The 18,160-nt window shown below is 53.4% G+C and carries 19 protein-coding genes and 1 other RNA gene; 10 read left to right on the top strand and 10 right to left on the bottom strand.

Translation table 11 applies throughout. From position 1 onward, the window contains the following. Window positions 1–16 precede the first annotated feature (16 nt). The 4 genes from GC090_RS15515 (at window position 17) to amtB (ending at window position 5,470) form a co-directional block, all read left to right on the top strand. The gene (locus GC090_RS15515) at window positions 17–1,786 is read left to right on the top strand and encodes a SmdA family multidrug ABC transporter permease/ATP-binding protein (protein WP_033738672.1); all 1,770 of its coding nucleotides are present in this window, start codon (window positions 17–19) and stop codon (window positions 1,784–1,786) included. Next, complete coding sequence (locus tag GC090_RS15510; protein WP_324020332.1) at window positions 1,779–3,554, top strand: SmdB family multidrug efflux ABC transporter permease/ATP-binding protein; 1,776 nt, start codon at window positions 1,779–1,781, stop codon at window positions 3,552–3,554. The genes GC090_RS15515 and GC090_RS15510 overlap by 8 nt, the downstream gene beginning before the upstream one ends. Before the next feature lie 257 nt (window positions 3,555–3,811). Then, complete coding sequence (gene glnK, locus GC090_RS15505; RefSeq protein ID WP_003850469.1) at window positions 3,812–4,150, top strand: P-II family nitrogen regulator; 339 nt, start codon at window positions 3,812–3,814, stop codon at window positions 4,148–4,150. A 33-nt stretch (window positions 4,151–4,183) separates the two neighbouring features. Beyond that, window positions 4,184–5,470: an ammonium transporter AmtB gene (gene amtB, locus GC090_RS15500; protein ID WP_324020328.1), complete on the top strand. Its 1,287-nt coding sequence runs from the start codon at window positions 4,184–4,186 to the stop codon at window positions 5,468–5,470. A gap of 48 nt (window positions 5,471–5,518) precedes the next feature. On the opposite strand, the gene tesB is transcribed toward amtB, so the two are convergent. Further along, the gene (tesB, locus tag GC090_RS15495; protein ID WP_006117944.1) at window positions 5,519–6,382 is read right to left on the bottom strand and encodes an acyl-CoA thioesterase II; all 864 of its coding nucleotides are present in this window, start codon (window positions 6,380–6,382) and stop codon (window positions 5,519–5,521) included. 192 nt (window positions 6,383–6,574) lie between these two features. Here tesB and GC090_RS15490 point away from each other — a divergent pair, with 192 nt between their 5' ends. Then, window positions 6,575–7,132 carry a YbaY family lipoprotein gene (locus GC090_RS15490; protein WP_324020327.1) on the top strand — a complete coding sequence of 186 codons (558 nt, stop codon included), beginning with the start codon at window positions 6,575–6,577 and terminating at the stop codon, window positions 7,130–7,132. Window positions 7,133–7,172: 40 nt separating this feature from the next. On the opposite strand, the gene GC090_RS15485 is transcribed toward GC090_RS15490, so the two are convergent. After that, window positions 7,173–7,487 (bottom strand): MGMT family protein, encoded by a 315-nt coding sequence (locus tag GC090_RS15485; RefSeq protein ID WP_033738677.1) that lies wholly within the window; start codon window positions 7,485–7,487, stop codon window positions 7,173–7,175. Window positions 7,488–7,648: 161 nt separating this feature from the next. Between GC090_RS15485 and ffs the strand changes: the two genes are divergently transcribed. Then, an RNA gene (gene ffs, locus GC090_RS15480) (signal recognition particle sRNA small type) lies at window positions 7,649–7,745 on the top strand. A 167-nt stretch (window positions 7,746–7,912) separates the two neighbouring features. Here ffs and GC090_RS15475 read toward each other — a convergent pair. From GC090_RS15475 to GC090_RS15465, 3 genes are all read right to left on the bottom strand, one after another. Next, entirely contained in the window at window positions 7,913–8,128 is a 216-nt protein-coding gene (locus GC090_RS15475; RefSeq protein ID WP_006117940.1) for a hemolysin expression-modulating protein Hha, read from the bottom strand. Between the two features lie 24 nt (window positions 8,129–8,152). After that, a complete protein-coding gene (gene tomB / locus GC090_RS15470) occupies window positions 8,153–8,530 on the bottom strand; it encodes an Hha toxicity modulator TomB (protein ID WP_039338473.1) in 378 nt (125 codons plus the stop codon). A 146-nt stretch (window positions 8,531–8,676) separates the two neighbouring features. Beyond that, window positions 8,677–9,030 carry a hypothetical protein gene (locus GC090_RS15465; RefSeq protein ID WP_185199664.1) on the bottom strand — a complete coding sequence of 118 codons (354 nt, stop codon included), beginning with the start codon at window positions 9,028–9,030 and terminating at the stop codon, window positions 8,677–8,679. A 349-nt stretch (window positions 9,031–9,379) separates the two neighbouring features. Between GC090_RS15465 and GC090_RS15460 the strand changes: the two genes are divergently transcribed. The 3 genes from GC090_RS15460 to GC090_RS15450 are packed head-to-tail and all read left to right on the top strand — an operon-like array spanning window position 9,380 to window position 11,775. Further along, entirely contained in the window at window positions 9,380–10,048 is a 669-nt protein-coding gene (locus GC090_RS15460) for a metal ABC transporter ATP-binding protein (RefSeq protein WP_033738793.1), read from the top strand. After that, a complete protein-coding gene (locus GC090_RS15455; RefSeq protein ID WP_006117933.1) occupies window positions 10,045–10,884 on the top strand; it encodes a metal ABC transporter permease in 840 nt (279 codons plus the stop codon). The genes GC090_RS15460 and GC090_RS15455 overlap by 4 nt, the downstream gene beginning before the upstream one ends. Window positions 10,885–10,896: 12 nt before the next feature. Further along, window positions 10,897–11,775, top strand: a complete 879-nt coding sequence (locus GC090_RS15450) for a metal ABC transporter substrate-binding protein (RefSeq protein WP_058708286.1) — start codon at window positions 10,897–10,899, stop codon at window positions 11,773–11,775. 57 nt (window positions 11,776–11,832) lie between these two features. Here GC090_RS15450 and ykgO read toward each other — a convergent pair whose 3' ends face one another. The 4 genes from ykgO to GC090_RS15430 form a co-directional block, all read right to left on the bottom strand. Continuing rightward, window positions 11,833–11,973 (bottom strand): type B 50S ribosomal protein L36, encoded by a 141-nt coding sequence (gene ykgO, locus GC090_RS15445; RefSeq protein ID WP_006117931.1) that lies wholly within the window; start codon window positions 11,971–11,973, stop codon window positions 11,833–11,835. An 11-nt stretch (window positions 11,974–11,984) separates the two neighbouring features. Then, complete coding sequence (locus GC090_RS15440; RefSeq protein WP_033738687.1) at window positions 11,985–12,239, bottom strand: type B 50S ribosomal protein L31; 255 nt, start codon at window positions 12,237–12,239, stop codon at window positions 11,985–11,987. A gap of 548 nt (window positions 12,240–12,787) precedes the next feature. Further along, window positions 12,788–15,946 carry an efflux RND transporter permease subunit gene (locus tag GC090_RS15435; RefSeq protein ID WP_324020322.1) on the bottom strand — a complete coding sequence of 1,053 codons (3,159 nt, stop codon included), beginning with the start codon at window positions 15,944–15,946 and terminating at the stop codon, window positions 12,788–12,790. A 16-nt stretch (window positions 15,947–15,962) separates the two neighbouring features. Beyond that, window positions 15,963–17,165 (bottom strand): efflux RND transporter periplasmic adaptor subunit, encoded by a 1,203-nt coding sequence (locus GC090_RS15430; RefSeq protein ID WP_006117928.1) that lies wholly within the window; start codon window positions 17,163–17,165, stop codon window positions 15,963–15,965. 142 nt (window positions 17,166–17,307) lie between these two features. Here GC090_RS15430 and acrR point away from each other — a divergent pair, with 142 nt between their 5' ends. Further along, the gene (acrR, locus tag GC090_RS15425) at window positions 17,308–17,946 is read left to right on the top strand and encodes a multidrug efflux transporter transcriptional repressor AcrR (RefSeq protein WP_039338471.1); all 639 of its coding nucleotides are present in this window, start codon (window positions 17,308–17,310) and stop codon (window positions 17,944–17,946) included. Here acrR and rsmS read toward each other — a convergent pair. After that, on the bottom strand, window positions 17,943–18,098 hold the full coding sequence (gene rsmS / locus GC090_RS15420; RefSeq protein WP_006117926.1) for a pleiotropic regulatory protein RsmS: 156 nt from the start codon (window positions 18,096–18,098) through the stop codon (window positions 17,943–17,945). The genes acrR and rsmS overlap by 4 nt on opposite strands. Window positions 18,099–18,160: the final 62 nt, after the last annotated feature.

The raw sequence follows: 18,160 nt of genomic DNA, 5'->3' as shown, positions 1-18,160 counted from the left end.
GATTGAGAGCTGCCTTGTGCGATTATTCAGCCAGTTAAGTTGGTATTTTATCCGTGAGTGGCGGCGTTATCTGGGCGCCGTCACTTTATTAATCATCATTGCCGTGCTGCAACTTCTGCCGCCGTGGGTGGTTGGCGTGGTGGTTGACGGCGTAACGCATCACAGCATGAGCGCCAGCCGCATTATGATGTGGATTGGGGTGATGCTGCTGACTGCCGTCGTGGTTTATCTGCTGCGTTATGTCTGGCGCGTGCTGTTGTTTGGCGCGTCCTATCAACTCGCCGTCGAATTACGCGAGGACTTTTACCGTCAGCTCAGCCGACAGCAGCCCGCCTTTTACCTGCGCCATCGCACCGGCGATCTCATTGCCCGTGCCACGAACGATGTGGATCGCGTGGTTTTTGCTGCCGGGGAAGGCGTGCTCACGCTGGTGGATTCGCTGGTGATGGGATGTGTTGTGCTGATTGCCATGAGTACCCAAATCAGCTGGCAGTTAACGCTGATTTCGCTTATTCCGATGCCGTTTATGGCACTGGTGATTCACCGCTATGGCGAGCAACTCCATAACCGTTTCAAACTGGCTCAGGCTGCCTTTTCCAGCCTGAACGATCAAACGCAGGAGAGCCTGACCAGTATCCGTATGATCAAAGCATTTGGACTTGAGCAGCATCAGTCCCAGCAGTTTGCCGATATTGCACGCGATACCGGCGAAAAAAATCTGCGCGTCGCCCGGGTGGATGCGCGTTTCGATCCCACCATCTATATTGCCATTGGTTTTGCCAACCTGCTGGCGATAGGCGGCGGAAGCTGGCTGGTGTGGCACGGAGACATGACGCTGGGCCAGCTCACCAGCTTTGTAATGTATCTTGGCCTGATGATTTGGCCGATGCTGGCGCTGGCATGGATGTTTAACATCGTTGAACGAGGCAGTGCAGCCTGGAGCCGCATCCGCGCATTATTATCCGAAGCGCCAGTGGTGGAAGACGGTGATCACACCTTGCCTGAGCCGGCGGGAACGCTGCAGGTGGCTATCCGCGAATTTCATTATCCCGCCAGTGCCGGTGCGGTATTAAGCAATGTCACCTTCCAGTTAAAACCGGGCGATATGCTGGGGCTGTGTGGCCCGACCGGCAGTGGTAAAACCACGTTACTGAGTCTGATTCAGCGTCATTTCGACATTCAGCAAGGTGATATTCGCTACCATGCCATCCCGCTGCCGTCGCTGCGTCTGGACAGCTGGCGCAGTCGCCTGGCCGTGGTGAGCCAAACTCCGTTCCTGTTCTCGGACAGCGTGGCCCGTAATATTGCGTTAGGTAAGCCCAACGCCACGCAGGACGAGATTGAGCAGGCGGCGAAAATGGCCTGCGTGCACGAGGATATTCTGCGTCTGCCGCAGGGCTATGAAACCGAGGTGGGCGAGCGCGGCGTCATGCTGTCGGGTGGTCAAAAACAACGTATTTCCATCGCCCGTGCCTTGCTGATGAATGCGGAAATTCTGGTGCTTGATGATGCACTCTCGGCGGTTGATGGTCGCACTGAACACGACATCCTGCATAATCTGCGGCAGTGGGGCAGAGGGCGAACGATCATTATCAGTGCGCATCGTTTGTCGGCGCTGACAGAGGCCAGCGAAATTCTGGTGCTGCAAAAAGGCACGGTGGCACAACGTGGCGATCATGCCGGGCTGGCGAATATGCCTGGCTGGTATCGCGATATGTACCGTTACCAACAGCTGGAAGCGGCACTGGACGACGATGAGAGGGAAGAAGAGGTGGCACATGGCTAAATCACAACGTATGTGGCCAACGCTCAAACGCCTGCTCAGTTATGGCAGCCCGTGGCGCAAGTCATTGTCTTTGGCCGTGTTGATGCTGTGGATTGCGGCCGCGGCAGAAGTGACCGGTCCGGTTCTGGTGAGCTATTTTATTGATAATCTGGTCGCAAAGCATCAGATGCCGTGGGGCACGGTGGCGGGACTGGTCGTAAGTTTTATCCTGTTGCAGCTTCTGGCTGCCGCTTTGCATTACTGGCAGGCCTTACTGTTTAACCGGGCCGCCATTGGCGTGGTACAGCGCCTGCGTACCGACGCCATGAATGCGGCACTGCGCCAGCCGCTCGGCGCCTTTGATACGCAGCCGGTCGGGCAAATTATTTCCCGGGTCACGAATGATACCGAAGTTGTTCGGGATCTGTACGTCACGGTGGTGGCAACGGTGCTGCGTAGCGCCGCGCTGGTCGGTGCCATGATGGTGGCGATGTTTAGTCTGGACTGGCGCATGGCGCTGGTGGCGATGTTAATTTTCCCGATGGTGCTCATTGTGATGCTGATTTATCAGCGCTACAGCACGCCGATAGCCCGTCGTGTACGCAGCTACCTGGCAGACATTAATAATGGCTTCAATGAAGTCATCAGCGGAATGAGCGTGATACAACAGTTTCGCCAGCAGGCGCGCTTTGGTGAACGCATGCTGGAGGCCAGCCGTTCACATTATCTGGCGCGCATGGAAACGCTCAGGCTGGATGGTTTCCTGCTACGACCGCTGCTGAGCCTGTTCTCCGCGCTGATACTCTGCGGATTACTGTTGCTGTTCAGCTTTTCGGTGCCGGGTGTGTTTGAAGTTGGGGTACTTTACGCCTTTATTACCTATCTGGGGCGCCTCAATGAACCGCTGATCGAACTGACCACCCAGCAGTCGATGCTGCAACAGGCGGTCGTGGCGGGCGAACGTATTTTTGAACTCATGGATGCGCCACAGCAGCATTACGGTCATGACGATCGGCCTCTGCAATCGGGACGCATTACGCTGGAGAACCTGAGCTTTGCCTACCGGGACGATCGTGAGGTGCTGAGTAATATTGATCTCGACGTGCCTTCGCGGGGCTTTGTCGCCCTGGTGGGACATACCGGCAGCGGCAAGAGCACACTGGCAAATTTGCTGATGGGCTATTACCCCGCCACGCGCGGCGAGGTGCGCCTGGACGATCGTCCGCTTAACCAGTATTCCCATGAGGCACTGCGTCGCGGTATCGCGATGGTACAGCAGGATCCGGTGGTGCTGGCCGACACGCTGTTAGCGAATGTACGGCTGGGTCGGGATATCAGTGAAGAGGCGGTCTGGTCGGTACTTGAACAGGTACAGCTGGCCCCGCTGGCGCGCGCCTTGCCTGACGGTATCCATACCCGACTGGGAGAGCAGGGTAATAATCTCTCGGTAGGGCAGAAACAGTTACTGGCCCTGGCTCGGGTGCTGGTGCAACTGCCGCAGATTTTAATACTGGATGAAGCTACCGCGAATATTGACTCCGGCACGGAGCAGGCGATCCAACACACGCTGCGCACCTTACGTCAATATACGACCCTGGTAGTGATCGCTCACCGTCTTTCCACTATCACCGAGGCCGATACGATTCTGGTTTTGCACCGTGGCCGCGTTGTCGAGCAGGGGAATCATCAGCAGCTGCTGGCCTTACAAGGACGTTACTGGCAAATGTACCAGTTGCAGCAGGCAGGTGATCAGCTCGAATCGGATGAGGCGCTAACCAGCGCCGGATGATCTGCACCTTTTTTGCGCATTTTTTCCTTGTTGACCCGTTTGGATGCACGTCTTTGTGCTTAACAGCACCAAAAGCGTGCATCCGCTTCGCTTAGTCATCCCGTCACTGCGTCCTGCTTATTTATTCTGCGTTTCCTAACCCTGATTCTATCGCAGCCTGAATAGTGATTTTGCCCACTGATTATATCTGGCACAGGCTTTGCTTAAGTCTCTCCGTGTCCATGAGACCGACCTATTTTAATCCTTAAGGAGAGGCTATGAAGCTGGTTACCGTCGTGATTAAGCCGTTCAAGCTGGAAGATGTGCGAGAAGCATTGTCTTCAATTGGTATTCAGGGACTGACCGTCTCCGAAGTTAAAGGTTTTGGGCGTCAGAAAGGACATGCTGAACTCTATCGCGGGGCGGAATACAGCGTAAATTTTCTGCCGAAAGTAAAAATTGATATCGCCATTGCCGATGACCAACTGGACGAAGTAGTGGACGTAATCAGTAAAGCGGCTTACACCGGAAAAATTGGCGACGGCAAGATTTTCGTTGCTGAACTGCAGCGCGTGATTCGCATACGTACCGGCGAAACCGACGAAGCCGCACTGTAAACAAGACTCAGTAATGTGATGGGATGGAAAAAAATGAATAAAATGCTGACCAAGTTGGGCCTGACCAGCCTGGCACTGTTACCGTCGCTGGCGATGGCGGCACCTGCCGTAGCGGACAAAGCCGACAACGCCTTTATGATGATTTGCACCGCACTGGTGCTGTTTATGTCAATTCCTGGGATTGCACTGTTTTACGGCGGCCTGATCCGCAGTAAAAACGTGCTGTCGATGCTCACACAGGTTGCGGTGACCTTCTCGCTGGTGTGCGTACTGTGGGTGGTTTATGGCTACTCACTGGCCTTCAGCGAAGGCAATGCCTTCTTTGGCAGCTTCAACTGGTCCATGCTGAAAAACATTGCACTGACCGCCGTCATGGGCACCTTTTATCAGTATATTCACGTCGCGTTCCAGGCATCCTTTGCCTGTATCACGGTCGGTCTGGTCGTCGGTGCGCTGGCGGAACGTATCCGTTTCTCCGCGGTGCTGATTTTTGTCGGTGTCTGGCTGACCCTGGCTTATCTTCCCATTGCGCATATGGTCTGGGCGGGCGGCTTACTGGCTCAGGATGGCGCACTGGACTTCGCGGGCGGCACGGTGGTGCACATTAACGCTGCGGTAGCCGGTCTGGTTGGTGCTTACCTGGTGGGCAAACGTGCCGGTTTTGGCAAAGAAGCATTCAAACCACACAACCTGCCGATGGTGTTCACCGGTACTGCGATTCTGTATGTTGGCTGGTTTGGTTTTAACGCCGGTTCAGCTTCCGCTGCGAATGAAATTGCTGCTCTGGCCTTCCTGAATACCGTGGTTGCGACGGCGGGTGCGGTGCTGGCCTGGACTTTTGGCGAGTGGGCGCTGCGTGGTAAACCGTCTTTGTTAGGTGCCTGTTCTGGCTTTATTGCTGGTCTGGTTGCCATCACGCCGGCTTGTGGTTATGTCGGTGTTGGCGGCGCGCTGATCATCGGTATCGTGGGTGGTCTGGCAGGTATCTGGGGCGTGACAACGCTGAAAAAATGGCTGCGCGTTGACGATCCCTGCGATGTGTTCGGTGTCCACGGTGTCTGTGGCATCATCGGTTGTATCCTGACCGGCGTGTTTGCTTCATCTTCACTTGGCGGCGTGGGTTATGCGCCTGGCGTGACCATGGGCCATCAGGTTGCGATTCAGTTGCTGAGCGTGGGCGTTACCATTGTCTGGTCTGCCGTCGTTGCCTTTATTGGCTTTAAACTGGCCGATATGATCGTCGGTCTGCGCGTACCGGAAGAGCAGGAGCGCGAAGGTCTGGACGTCAACAGCCATGGCGAGAACGCTTACAACCAGTAACTTGTCAGTCTGAATAAATAAAAAGGGGCGATGATTCGCCCCTTTTTGCTATTCGCTGCGCTGACGCATAACGCCTTCCTGCACGGTAGACGCGACCAGCTCACCCTGTTGATTGTAAAACTCCCCGCGAACAAAGCCGCGTGCACCCGATGCTGAGGTGCTTTCCACGCTGTAAAGCAGCCAGTCATTGAAGTTCAGTGGCCGATGGAACCACATAGAGTGATCAATGGTCGCCACCTGCATATCGGCTTCAAGAAAACCTTTACCATGCGGTTGTAAGGCCACAGGCAGAAAGTTGAGATCGGACGCATAGCCAAGGAGATACTGATGGATACGCACATCGTCGGGCAGGGTGCCATTGGCCCGAATCCACACCTGACGCTGCGGTTTATCGACATGGCCTCTTAACGGGTTGTGGATCTGTACCGGGCGGATTTCCAGCGGGCGTTCAGCGACAAATTTTTCGCGTAATTTTTCCGGCAGCATATGCGCCATTTTTTGCGCCATTTGCTGCTCGTTGGCCAGGTTTTCCGGTCCTTTAACCTGCGGCATCGGTTTTTGATGTTCAAACCCGCTTTCCGGAGACTGGAAGGATGCCGTCATATAAAAGATCGGCTGACCATTTTGGATGGCACTGACGCGGCGCGCGCTAAAACTTTTGCCGTCGCGCAGACTTTCAACATCGTAAATAATCGCCTTTTGGCTGTCGCCGGGGCGAAGAAAATAGCTGTGAAAGGAGTGAACGCCCCGATCCTCGGGAACGGTCTGTTTGGCCGCAAAGAGAGCCTGTCCAACGACCTGACCGCCAAAGACCTGACGCAGGCCCAAATCTTCGCTCTGGCCGCGAAATAACCCCTCGTCGAGTTTTTCCAGATGAATAAGATTAAGCAGATTTTCGAGTGCCTGACTCATGGCGCTATCCTGAGAAAATGTATTTTGTTAAGTGTGAAAGATCCGACCAGTTTCCGTCAACCACACTTTTGGACTTTCATCCAACCAGGCAAACTTTTGATTTTGTGCCAACATTAAAGCTATACGGCGAGTGAAACGCTGTAATAAAGATTCACTGCTAAAAATCATTCTGATCAAAAGGAGACGACATCGATGAAATTCTGGCATGTGTTAAGTGGCGTCGCGATGGCCATGGCTCTCGCAGGTTGTGCCCATAAAGGAAAACCAGTACCGACACCGACATTGGGCTCTGCGGTCGCAGGACAAACGGCGACCATCGCTCAGCCTAATGTAAGCGGGGCGGTTTATATTCGTCAGCGTATCGCGTTACCGCCTGATGCAGCCCTGACAGTGACCCTGTCTGATGCATCGGTGGCAGATGCACCGTCCAAAGTGTTGGCACAGCGCGTGGTTCGCACCGACGGAAAACAGGCGCCATTCCATTTCATACTGCCGTTTAACCCAGCGGATGTTCAGCCAAATGCACGCATTCTGTTGAGCGCAGCTATTACGGTTAATGGCAAGCTGGCCTTTGTCACGGAAGAAGTGAAACCGGTCGTGAATCAGGGCGGCACCAAAGCCGATCTGGTGTTAGTGCCCGTGCCTTCTGTACCGATGAAGACTCAGCCTGGCGCCGTCACCACTGTGCCACCGACATCGCCCACGCAGGTTACGCCGTCCGCCGCCGTGCCGGCATCGACAACGATGTAAGGCTCTGAGGCAGGGCGGCGCGCTGTGCCGCCCTGCAGTATTAAAACTGCCAGCGAAACTTGGCCAGATCGATCTGACCTGCCTCTGTAACTTCCACGCCTTCCGCTTCCAGCGCTTCACGCTGACGAAAAAAACGTTCGCCCTGGAGCGAAAGCGTACCGTGACGGTTAATCACCCGATGCCAGGGAAGCGTACTGCCTTCCGGTAAGCGGCTCAGAACGCCGCCCACCTGGCGCGCCGCACGGGGTGAGCCTGCCAGTAATGCCACATCGCCATAGGTGGTAACCTTGCCGGGCGGAATGGCGGCCACAATTTGCCAGATACGTTGTTTAAAGCCGTCAGTGGTTGAGTCCATAGGCTTACCTGCCAGTAAAAGAACCATAATGCTAACATAAAGGGGGTAATTTACAGGGATCGTACAAGAAACCAACGGTCATCCATGCCAGGCTTGCAATTGCCATAGGCTTCCCCGATAATGCCTGCGCTCTCGATATGAGGGCTTGTCAATGGGGGCCCTGTTGGTTCTCCCGCAATGCTAGCTTGTGAACTCGGTCAGGTCCGGAAGGAAGCAGCCGCAGCAGGTGACGCGTGTGCCGGGATGTAGCTGGCAGGGCCTCCACCATTTTGTCTCCACCCGATTCCTCTCTTGTCACTCGCTTTTTTTGACACGCCTCTTTCTTCGCAGGCAGGCAAAGCTCGCCTGGGCCGATCCATTGCCGGCAGGCGAGTCGAACAGAAACGGGCGGGTTAAATCAGATTAAACGTAACGCAAAAATTAACTTAGCGTACAAATTTCCATACTGACACGGGGACTTTGTCATACAGTTTGTTCATCGTCAGTTCAGCCAGGCGGTGATCGGCTGCGGAGTAAAATACGGCTAATTCATCATCGGACAATTCATACTTATTTTTCTCAATCACTCTTTCGAGCGTGTCAATTGAGCGACAACGTCTCAGTCGCATCAAATAATCAGTTTTAGTCAGGGTTTTGTTCATAAATAAACCGTTCTCACGTCAGTACTATAATGAATGGCTTGGCTGTTGAAGATAAGCGCACTCTTCTTGAAACAGATTAAATAAACGTTTTGCTGAACGTTGCCAGCGCTGCAGATCCTGAGTGTTAACGCTATAGTTGCTAAATAGCATAAAAGTATCATCAAGATATTCATCGATTTGGGTAATCAGCGCTTCGTCTTCTGCATGCTTAATTTTGTAATTCATGGTGAAAGAGGCGATATGCTCTATCAGATCGTTCAGCTGTAAATTACCATCGGCAGTAGGGTCATTTACCCAGCCATGATGGCTGTCGGTTAATGTTGCCATACTGGCGTCAAACAAACTCTCACACACGTATTTAAGCTGGGCAATATCATGCCGTTTCGGTGAGTATTCGTCCATCTTTTTCCCCTCCGTAGCTAGCAAAGTTACCGCAATGCGGCCAGGTTCGGTGAAGCGGCCAGGAAGTGGTGGTTGGGCTTATAATTAACGGACTGCATTAAGGATAGTGTAAAATCATTAGTTCTGCTCACCTCCATTACTAAATATTACAATTCATCTCCGGGTGAGGGACGGTGATTCTCAATGGGCTCAAACACAAGCGCGGCAGGGCCGATATGAAAACTGACTTGTTCATTTTGCGTAATGGTTTCATTTAAATCCAGACAAGGATTAAATAAATTCCACTGGAAATCGTAAAGTAACTTAAATCTATTCGGTCCGGTCATCTGAACATCAATAACTTTTAAACTGTCTGGTACTAACTGAGCGTTTGCGGAATACCATTGCAAATCGCCAACCAGAGATTCTGTTATTTTGAGAATATTCCGTTTAATGATTGTAGCTAATTTTACGCAATCCGTTTCATTCTGCGCAACATCACATTCAATGCTTACTGACATAGCGTACTCATAATAAATGTCTTCAGACCCATCATTGATGTTCTTTTGTCGCTTTGCAAGTCCCCCTCTTCAGCAATATTGCGCTGTGATGCTCTCATTTAAGCAAGTGATTGATTCACTGTTGCTTCTTATTGGGCCTTATACGGGCAATTTGTGCCCTGGTTTATTTTTTGAAACACATTGCCGTGCCAGTGGGCGGACAACATCGGGTATGATGGTTGTTATGTTATAACATTTTTGGTGTAGTGATGAATCAAAGTGGACTGTTGATGTCACTCGGTGGACGGCTGTTGGTGGCATTGATGTTAATCGCCGTACTGGCGCTGGCGCTGTGGTGGGGAATGCAGCCGTGATAACGTTCAGGCATTTGCAGGCAGGTTATCAGGGACGCGCGGTCACGCCCGTTGTGACAACAGAACTGGCGCAGGGCAGTATGACCGCCTTAATCGGTGCCAACGGCAGCGGTAAATCTACCCTGATAAAGACGATCGCCGGATTATTACCCCCGGTAAGCGGGCAGTGTGATGTGCGGATCTCGCGCCGTGAAGTGGGCTGGTTGCCGCAACGTAGCGAACTGGAAACGCGTTTCCCGCTCACCGTGTTTGAGCTGGTTTCTATTGGCTGCTGGCCGCGCTGTGGCTGGTTTGGCGGCATTAACCGGGCACTGCGCAATGAGATAAACGCCGCGCTGGATGCGGTGCAGATGCGTGATTATGCGGATGCTCAGCCCGCGACATTGTCTGGCGGCCAGCTACAGCGTGTCCTGTTTGCCCGGCTCATGCTGCAACGTAGTCGCTTGTGGCTGCTGGATGAGCCTTTTAACGGCATTGACAGCAAAACGGTGGCGTTACTGATGTCAATTCTGCAGCAGCAGCAGCAGGCGGGCACGACGCTGCTGGTCGTGTTGCATGACCGTCCGTTAGTTGAACGTTATTTTACGGATGTGCTGTCAATGGATGAGGGATCGCATCAGCGCAGTGCGGTTGCTATGACGCCGTTACGGAGCATTGCCCCGTGACGCTTATTCAACCTTTTATTGAATTCAGCTTTATGCGCAGGGCGCTGGTGGCCTGTATTGCTCTGGCATTCAGTGCCACCCCGCTGGGCGTCTTTCTCTCCTTACGGCGTATGAGCCTGATCGGTGATGCGTTATCCCATGCCGTACTGCCCGGTGCCGCCATTGGCTATTTAATCTCAGGCTTATCCCTTGTTGCGATGGGCGTGGGTGGGCTGATAGCGGGGCTGGCGGTGGCGTTATTGTCCGGTGCGGTCAGCCGTTATACGCCACTAAAAGAAGATGCGAGTTTTGCCGGCTTCTATCTGGGTTCGCTGGCGCTGGGCGTGACGTTAGTGTCACTGCGTGGCTCCAGCGTGGATCTGCTTCACGTCCTGTTCGGTTCATTGCTGGCGGTGGACAACCCGGCCCTGATCGTGGTGGGCAGCATCGCCGCGTTTACCCTCTTGATGCTGGCGGTGATCTATCGCCCTCTGGTTATTGACGCTTTTGACGCGGATTTTCTGCGTGCGCAAGGTAAATGGAGCGCACCGCTGGTGCACGGTATTTTCCTGACGCTGGTGGTGCTTAACCTGGTGGCGGGTTTTCAGGTGCTGGGCACGCTGATGTCGGTCGGGCTGATGATGTTGCCTGCCGCCAGCGCGCGATTCTGGAGCCGTCATCTGGTACTGATGCTGGGCGCGGCCATGTTGATGGCTGTCCTGTCGGCATTTACGGGGTTAGTCCTTTCCTGGCACTTTTCACTGCCGGCCGGACCGGCGGTGGTGTTGAGTGCCGCAATGTTGTTTTTTCTCTCCATCTTAACAGGGCCGTGCGGTGGCATTCTGCGCCGCCATTAATCAGAGGTAGCGATGAAGATATTACCCATTAGTCTGGCAATCGGTGCATTAGTCGTCAGCCCCTTCACCATGGCGAAAACGATCGATGCGGTGGCGAGTTTTACCGTGCTGGCCGATATCGTCAAACAAATTGGCGGCGATCATGTTCATGTTAAAAGCCTGGTCGGGCCCAATGGCGATCCCCATACTTTTGAACCGACGCCGCAGGACAGCGAAGCGCTGGCAAAAGCCGATGTGGTGTTTGTCAGCGGACTTGGTCTGGAGGGCTGGATGAACCGTCTGGTGACGGCCTCAGGTTATAAAGGGGAGCCCGTAGTGGCCTCGACAGGGATTGAAACCCGCACGATGGAAGAGGATGGCAAAACCATTACCGATCCCCATGCGTGGAACAGCATGTATAACGGCACCATTTATGCCAAAAACGTAATGAATGCGTTAATCAAGGCCGATCCCCAGGACGCTGAAGATATCCGTCAGCGCGGCGAAAAATATATTCAGCAACTGCAAAAGCTGGACGCCTGGGCCAAAACCTCTTTTGCCGCCATTCCGCAGCAAAAACGTAAGGTGCTGACCAGCCATGATGCTTTCGGTTACTTTGGGCAACGCTATGGCGTCACGTTCCTTGCGCCGGTTGGTTTCTCCACCGAAGCGGAAGCCAGCGCCAGCGATGTAGCCAGTTTGATCACCCAACTTAAGCAGGAGCATATCAAAACCTACTTTATGGAAAATCAGACCGATCCCCGTCTGGTGAAACAGATTGCCAGCGCGACAGGCGCGAAGCCGGGTGGTGAGCTTTATCCGGAAGCGCTGTCCAACGCGTCCGGACCGGCGCCGACCTATGAAGCCGCGTTTAAACACAACGTTGACGTGATGCTCAAGAGCATGCGCTAAGCATAAAAAAAGCCGGAATGGCTCGAAAGAGACAGTCCGGCTAAGATTCACGACACATCAACGTTTTTTCTTTCTTCCCTGCACGGCTTTAAAGCGCGGATTCGTTTTGCAGATGACATAGATACGGCCTTTACGCCGAACGACTTTGCAATCCCGATGGCGACGCTTTGCGCAACGGAGTGAGCTGAGTACCTGCATGTTGCCCTCGCTTATTTCCGACCCAGAAAACGCCCAAAACGCTGATTAAAGCGCGCGGTACTGCCTTCTTTGGCAAAGTCTTTCTGCTTACCGGTGTAAAACACATGAGAGGCCGAGGAGACATCAAGCGTCACATACGGCAGGGTTTCGCCTTCAAACTCAACGGTACGGTCGGTTTTGATTGTTGAACCGATTTTGAAAAAGACATCAGCCGAGGTGTCATGGAACACCACGGCACGATAGGAGGGATGAATATTCGCTTTCATACTTCTCACCAGTGTAATGTTATAATATAACGATATTATGCGCCGTGGCCGATATGAATGCAACCCTGTAAAACCCAGGGGAAACAGCGGGGCGGCGATGGCGGGCAAACCGTGCAACGGATAGCACGCTGTCGCTGACTGAGAACAGGCGCAGGGCAGACCGTGCTTCAGGCAGACAGGAAAGAACAGATTTGCGCTGCCATAAAGACAAAGTGGCTTCAGACATGCTTGTCAGCCGCGTGACACGTCAGCGCAGTCTGACGAGAGGGTAAGAAGCCGGGCAGAGACAAGAGAAAGAAGCGGGTGTGAAATCAGCGTGAACCGGTTAAGACCGAAAAGAAGCAAAGCGACTCGTCAGGTCATCCGGGAGCGCGCCGGGCGTGACCAGCCTGAATGTAAAAGAGGGTGAGGAAGGCAGCGTTCACCCCGAGTGGACAGGAAGTTATCGCGATAATACAAGCCAGCGTCATCGTATCCCTGCGGCTGTCAAAAAAGAGACGGCGTGAGGCATTAAAAAAGGCCGCTGATGCGGCCTTTTAGTTTACAGATTAATGCGAGTGGTCAGGATGATCGACGGGATGACCCTTTTCGATCTCGGCTTTGTTTTTACCAAAGCGACGACGCACCACCACAAAGAATACCGGTACGAAGAAGATGGCCAGCGCGGTCGCGGTCACCATCCCGCCCATGACGCCCGTACCGACCGCATTCTGTGCACCAGAGCCGGCACCGGTACTGATGGCCAGCGGCAGTACGCCCAGAATAAACGCCAGTGAGGTCATCAGGATAGGACGCAGACGCATACGGCAGGCTTCAAGCGTGGCTTCCACCAGCCCTTTGCCTTCTTTCTCCATCAGGTCCTTCGCAAATTCCACAATCAGGATGGCGTTCTTCGCCGAGAGGCCAATAGTGGTCAGTAACCCCACGACAAAGTAAACGTCATTGCTCAGTCCGCGCAAGGTCGTAAAGATCAATGCACCGACCACGCCCAGCGGAACCACCAGCATGACCGAGAACGGAATGGACCAGCTCTCATAGAGGGCCGCGAGGCACAGGAACACGACGATCAGTGAAATGGCATACAAGGCAGGTGCCTGGTTACCCGACAGACGTTCCTGATAGGACATCCCGGTCCAGTCAAAGCCAATGCCCGACGGCAGTTTCGAAGCCAGTTCTTCCATCAGGTTCATGGCATCACCGGAGCTCTTGCCAGGGGCTGCCTGCCCCAGGATTTCCATAGACGGTAAACCGTTGTAACGTTCCAGACGCGGTGAACCATACTGCCAGCGTGCTGATGAGAAGGCAGAGAAGGGCACCATCTCGCCGTTGCTGTTTCGGACATACCACTTATTGATGTCGTCAGGCAGCATACGCGCATCAGCTTTACCCATCACGTAGACTTTCTTCACACGACCGCGGTCAATGAAGTCATTAACGTAAGAGCCGCCCCAGGATGCGCCCAGCGTGGTATTGATATCACTGAGTGAGACACCCAGTGCCTGGGCTTTCTCCTGATCGATATCCAGTTTGAACTGCGGCGTATCTTCCAGACCGTTGGGACGCACACCGACCAGCGTATCCGGATGTTGTGCGATCATGCCAAACAGCTGGTTACGCGCCTGCGTCAGCTTTTCATGTCCCAGGTTACCCTGATCGATAAGTTCAAAGTCAAAGCCGGTCGCGTTACCTAACTCGATAATGGCAGGCAGGTTAAACGCAAAGACCATACCGTCTTTAATTCGCGCCAGCGCTTGCATTGCACGTCCCTGGATCGCAGGCACTTTCATGTCGCTGCTGGTACGCTCATCCCACGGCTTGAGGCTGACGAAGGCAATACCGGTATTCTGTCCACGGCCCGCAAAGCCAAAGCCCGCAACGGTAAAGACAGATTTCACCGAGTCTTTTTCTTTCGTCAGGAAGTAATCAGAAACCTGATCCAGCACTTTCTGCGTGCGCTCTTGTGTAGCACCGGCAGGGAGCTGAGCCTGAGCCAGTAACAGGCCCTGATCTTCTTCCGGCAGGAACGATGAAGGCAGACGCAGGAACAGAAACGCCATTCCCAGCACAATCAGCAGATAAAGCAGCAGATAGCGACCCGTACCGCGAACGATGTGACCTACGCTGTCAACATAGTGATGCGTACTCTTGTCAAACAGGCGGTTGAACCAGCCAAAGAAGCCTTTGGTGGCACCGTGATCGCCTTTTTTCACCGGCTTGAGCATAGTGGCGCAGAGTGCGGGCGTCAGAATCAACGCAACCAGTACTGACAGCGCCATGGCCGACACGATGGTGATGGAGAACTGACGATAAATCACGCCGGTCGATCCACCAAAGAAAGCCATGGGAATAAAGACCGCTGACAGCACCAGGGCAATACCGACCAGTGCGCCCTGAATCTGCTCCATCGAGCGCTTGGTCGCTTCTTTCGGTGGCAGTCCTTCCTCCACCATGACGCGCTCGACGTTTTCGACCACCACGATGGCGTCATCCACCAACAGGCCGATGGCCAGCACCATCCCGAACATCGTCAGGGTGTTTATCGAGTAACCAAAGGCGCCGATAATGGCGAAGGTCCCCAGCAACACAACCGGGACGGCAATAGTCGGAATCAGCGTGGCTCGGAAGTTTTGCAGGAACAGATACATCACCAGGAACACCAACAGAATCGCTTCCATCAGTGTTTTCACCACTTCGAAAATAGAAATTTTAACGAACGGTGTGGTGTCGTAAGGATAAACGACCTTCATTCCCGCCGGGAACGTTGGCTGCAGCTTAGCCAGTTCGGCTTTAACGGCTTCGGCGGTATTCAGGGCGTTAGCGCCAGTCGCCAGTTTGATACCGATACCGGACGCAGGCTTACCGTTATAGCGCGCAATGATCTCGTAGTTTTCACCACCCAGTTCGATCTGTGCCACATCGCGCAGACGCACCTGAGAGCCATCGTTATTCACTTTCAGCAGAATGTTGCCGAACTCTTTGGTGGAGGTCAGACGCGTTTGCGCAATAATTGAGGCGTTCAGCTGCTGTCCCGGCACCGGCGGTGTTCCGCCTAACTGACCGGCAGCCACCTGGGCGTTCTGGGTTTTAAGCGCATTGATCACATCAACCGGCGTCAGCTGATAGTTATTTAACTTACTCGGATCCATCCAGATGCGCATCGCGTACTGCGCACCAAAGACCTGGGTATCACCCACGCCAGGCGTACGGCTGATGGGATCTTTGATGTTAGAGGCAACATAGTCAGCAATATCGTTCTGCGTCATGCTGCCATCATCGCTGATGAAACCCGCTACCATCAGGAAGCTACTGGAGGATTTTTTAACCTGAATCCCCTGTTGTTGCACTTCCTGAGGCAGCAGTGGCATTGCCAGCTGCAGTTTGTTCTGTACCTGAACCTGCGCGATATCCGCGTCAGTCCCTGACTGGAAGGAGATAGTCAGCGTCAGAGCACCCGAGGAATCACTGCTTGATGACATATACATCAGGCCATCAATGCCGTTCATGTTTTGTTCGATGACCTGCGTCACCGAGTCTTGCAACGTTTTCGCGTCAGCACCAGGGTAGTTGGCCTGAATCTCAATGGCCGGTGGCGCAACATTGGGATATTGCTCAATCGGTAATTTAATAATCGATAACGCGCCCGCCAGCATGACGATAATAGCCAGCACCCACGCAAAGATTGGGCGATCGATAAAGAACTTAGCCATGTATCAACGGCTCCTGTTAGGACGATGTTTTAGCAGACTGGGCCTGAGAGGGATCACCTTTTGCGGCTTTTGCATCGTCTGTGACTTCTTTAGGTGTAACTTGTGCACCCGGTTTTGCACGCTGCAGACCTGTAAAGATCACACGCTCGCCCGCTTTCAAACCTTCTGTTACCAGCCATTTATCGCCAATAGCCTGGGCTGCTTTGATCTTACGTGCTTCAACTTTGTTGTCCGCGCCGACCACCATGACAGAGGCGTCACCGGTTGGTGTGCGCGTTACCGCCTGCTGAGGAACGAGCAGGGCGTTTGGATTGGTGCCTTCATCCAGACGGGCACGTACAAACATCCCTGGCAGCAAGGCTTTATCAGGGTTAGGGAAGATCGCGCGCAGGGTGATCGAGCCGGTGGTTTGATCAACGGTCACATCCGAGAACTCCAGCGTACCCGGCTGAGCATAGTTTTTACCATTCTGCATCAGCAGGGTAACGTTGGCTTTGCCATCGTTCTGTTTCAGCTGACCGGACTCCAGTTCTGAACGCAGACGCAGGAAATCTTCACTCGACTGGGTAACATCGACATACATTGGATCCAACTGCTGCACCGTGGCCAGCGCTGTGGTTTGCCCGCTTTGTACCAGCGCACCTTCTGTAACGGATGACTTACCAATGCGGCCACTGATAGGCGAAGAGACTTTTGTGTACGCCAGGTTAATGCGTGCGGTTTCTACGTTAGCCTTCGCGGCCTGAACGGCCGCATTGTTTTGTGCCGCGGTGGCGACGGCATTATCGTAGTCCTGCTGACTGATATATTTGGTGCCAAGCAGCGGCTTATAACGATTGACCGTCAGTTGCGCTATACGTGCATTAGCCTCTGCTTTCGCTAAATCGGCTTTGGCGCTGTCATAGGACGCCTGATAGGTCGCGGGATCGATCTGATAGAGCGATTCACCGGCTTTAATCTCACTGCCTTCAATAAAGTTACGCTTCAGAATGATACCGGAAACCTGCGGACGCACTTCGGCAATACGGTAAGCCAGGGTACGGCCAGGCAGTTCGGTCGAAATTTTTAGGGGTTCACTTTTAACGGTGACAACACCGACTTCCGGCGGCTGTTGTTGGGCGGCCTGGTCGGATTTATTTCCGTCACATCCTGTTAACACAAAGCTGCCTGAGAGCATCAGGACGGCCGCCAGAGGCGTTAACCCTCTGAATTTGTTCATAAATAAACCTCTAGAGTCCGATATCAAATGATCAATGGATCACAAAGCCATGAACCCATTGCTGCGTATTATTTTAGCTCGTGCTATGGTACATACATTCACAAATGTATGTAAACTTACCTGTTTGTAAAAAAAGTCCCCTATGGCACGAAAAACCAAAGCGCAAGCTCTTGAAACCCGGCATCAAATTCTGGACGCCGCCCTTGCTCTGTTTTCGAAAGAGGGGGTTTCAGCCACCTCCCTGGCGGACATCGCTTCTGCAGCCAGCGTAACCCGTGGCGCTATCTACTGGCATTTCAAAAACAAAGCCGATTTGTTGAACGAAATATGGCTTCGCTGCGATGCCGGGCTTAATGAAGTGAAACTTGAGTATCAAACAAAATACCCCGGTGATCCACTCTCCATTTTACGGGCGATGCTGGTCTATATCTTTCAGGCGACTGCGCGCGATCCGCAGCGCCGTGCGTTGATGGAAATCATCTTTCATAAATGCGAATTTGTCGGGGAAATGGCTGCCGTAAAAAGTATCCAGCAAAGTCTGTTGCTTGAGCGTTACAACGAAATTGAAGACGTACTGCGTCAGTGCATTGATGCCGGGCAACTTCCAGAAACGTTCCAGACCCGACAGGCGGCGTTAATCATGCGCAGCTATGTCAATGGCATGATGGAAAGCTGGCTTTTTACGCCTGGCAAATTCGATCTGGTTGCCGATGCGCCCGAACTGGTGGATGCCCTGATTGATATGTTGCGCTTAAGTCCGACGCTGGCAAAAAAGGCTTAGTCTTTGCGCTGTTCGTCGCGTTTCTTTTCGTAATCGCGCTGAACAATGGCCAGGGCGGACAACACCGTTTCCACCGACAGTTGGTGTTCTTCAAACAGCTGAATCAAATCTACCGCCAGTTTGACCTCTTCGGGGGCCGTTTCCAGGGACATCATTCCTCCTGCGACGTTGTATCATGGGCCTGATAAGCGTGCCATCCTGCGATGGCGGTCTT

Origin of the sequence: Pantoea sp. JZ29 (assembly GCF_035190385.1) — a bacterium.
Lineage (GTDB): Bacteria > Pseudomonadota > Gammaproteobacteria > Enterobacterales > Enterobacteriaceae > Pantoea > Pantoea stewartii.
The sequence above is the reverse complement of the archived record's forward strand: the minus strand, read 5'-3'. Positions and strand labels throughout refer to the sequence as shown.

What these genes read in the sequence shown, in the direction of transcription:
- rsmS (WP_006117926.1), bottom strand. Translation starts at nt 18,098, where the DNA reads ATGTCCCTGGAAACGGCCCCCGAAGAGGTCAAACTGGCGGTAGATTTG.
- acrR (WP_039338471.1), top strand. Translation starts at nt 17,308, where the DNA reads ATGGCACGAAAAACCAAAGCGCAAGCTCTTGAAACCCGGCATCAAATT.
- GC090_RS15435 (WP_324020322.1), bottom strand. Translation starts at nt 15,946, where the DNA reads ATGGCTAAGTTCTTTATCGATCGCCCAATCTTTGCGTGGGTGCTGGCT.
- tesB (WP_006117944.1), bottom strand. Translation starts at nt 6,382, where the DNA reads ATGAGTCAGGCACTCGAAAATCTGCTTAATCTTATTCATCTGGAAAAA.
- GC090_RS15475 (WP_006117940.1), bottom strand. Translation starts at nt 8,128, where the DNA reads ATGAACAAAACCCTGACTAAAACTGATTATTTGATGCGACTGAGACGT.
- GC090_RS15450 (WP_058708286.1), top strand. Translation starts at nt 10,897, where the DNA reads ATGAAGATATTACCCATTAGTCTGGCAATCGGTGCATTAGTCGTCAGC.
- tomB (WP_039338473.1), bottom strand. Translation starts at nt 8,530, where the DNA reads ATGGACGAATACTCACCGAAACGGCATGATATTGCCCAGCTTAAATAC.
- GC090_RS15430 (WP_006117928.1), bottom strand. Translation starts at nt 17,165, where the DNA reads ATGAACAAATTCAGAGGGTTAACGCCTCTGGCGGCCGTCCTGATGCTC.
- GC090_RS15440 (WP_033738687.1), bottom strand. Translation starts at nt 12,239, where the DNA reads ATGAAAGCGAATATTCATCCCTCCTATCGTGCCGTGGTGTTCCATGAC.
- GC090_RS15465 (WP_185199664.1), bottom strand. Translation starts at nt 9,030, where the DNA reads ATGTCAGTAAGCATTGAATGTGATGTTGCGCAGAATGAAACGGATTGC.
- ykgO (WP_006117931.1), bottom strand. Translation starts at nt 11,973, where the DNA reads ATGCAGGTACTCAGCTCACTCCGTTGCGCAAAGCGTCGCCATCGGGAT.
- GC090_RS15510 (WP_324020332.1), top strand. Translation starts at nt 1,779, where the DNA reads ATGGCTAAATCACAACGTATGTGGCCAACGCTCAAACGCCTGCTCAGT.
- glnK (WP_003850469.1), top strand. Translation starts at nt 3,812, where the DNA reads ATGAAGCTGGTTACCGTCGTGATTAAGCCGTTCAAGCTGGAAGATGTG.
- GC090_RS15485 (WP_033738677.1), bottom strand. Translation starts at nt 7,487, where the DNA reads ATGGACTCAACCACTGACGGCTTTAAACAACGTATCTGGCAAATTGTG.
- GC090_RS15490 (WP_324020327.1), top strand. Translation starts at nt 6,575, where the DNA reads ATGAAATTCTGGCATGTGTTAAGTGGCGTCGCGATGGCCATGGCTCTC.
- amtB (WP_324020328.1), top strand. Translation starts at nt 4,184, where the DNA reads ATGAATAAAATGCTGACCAAGTTGGGCCTGACCAGCCTGGCACTGTTA.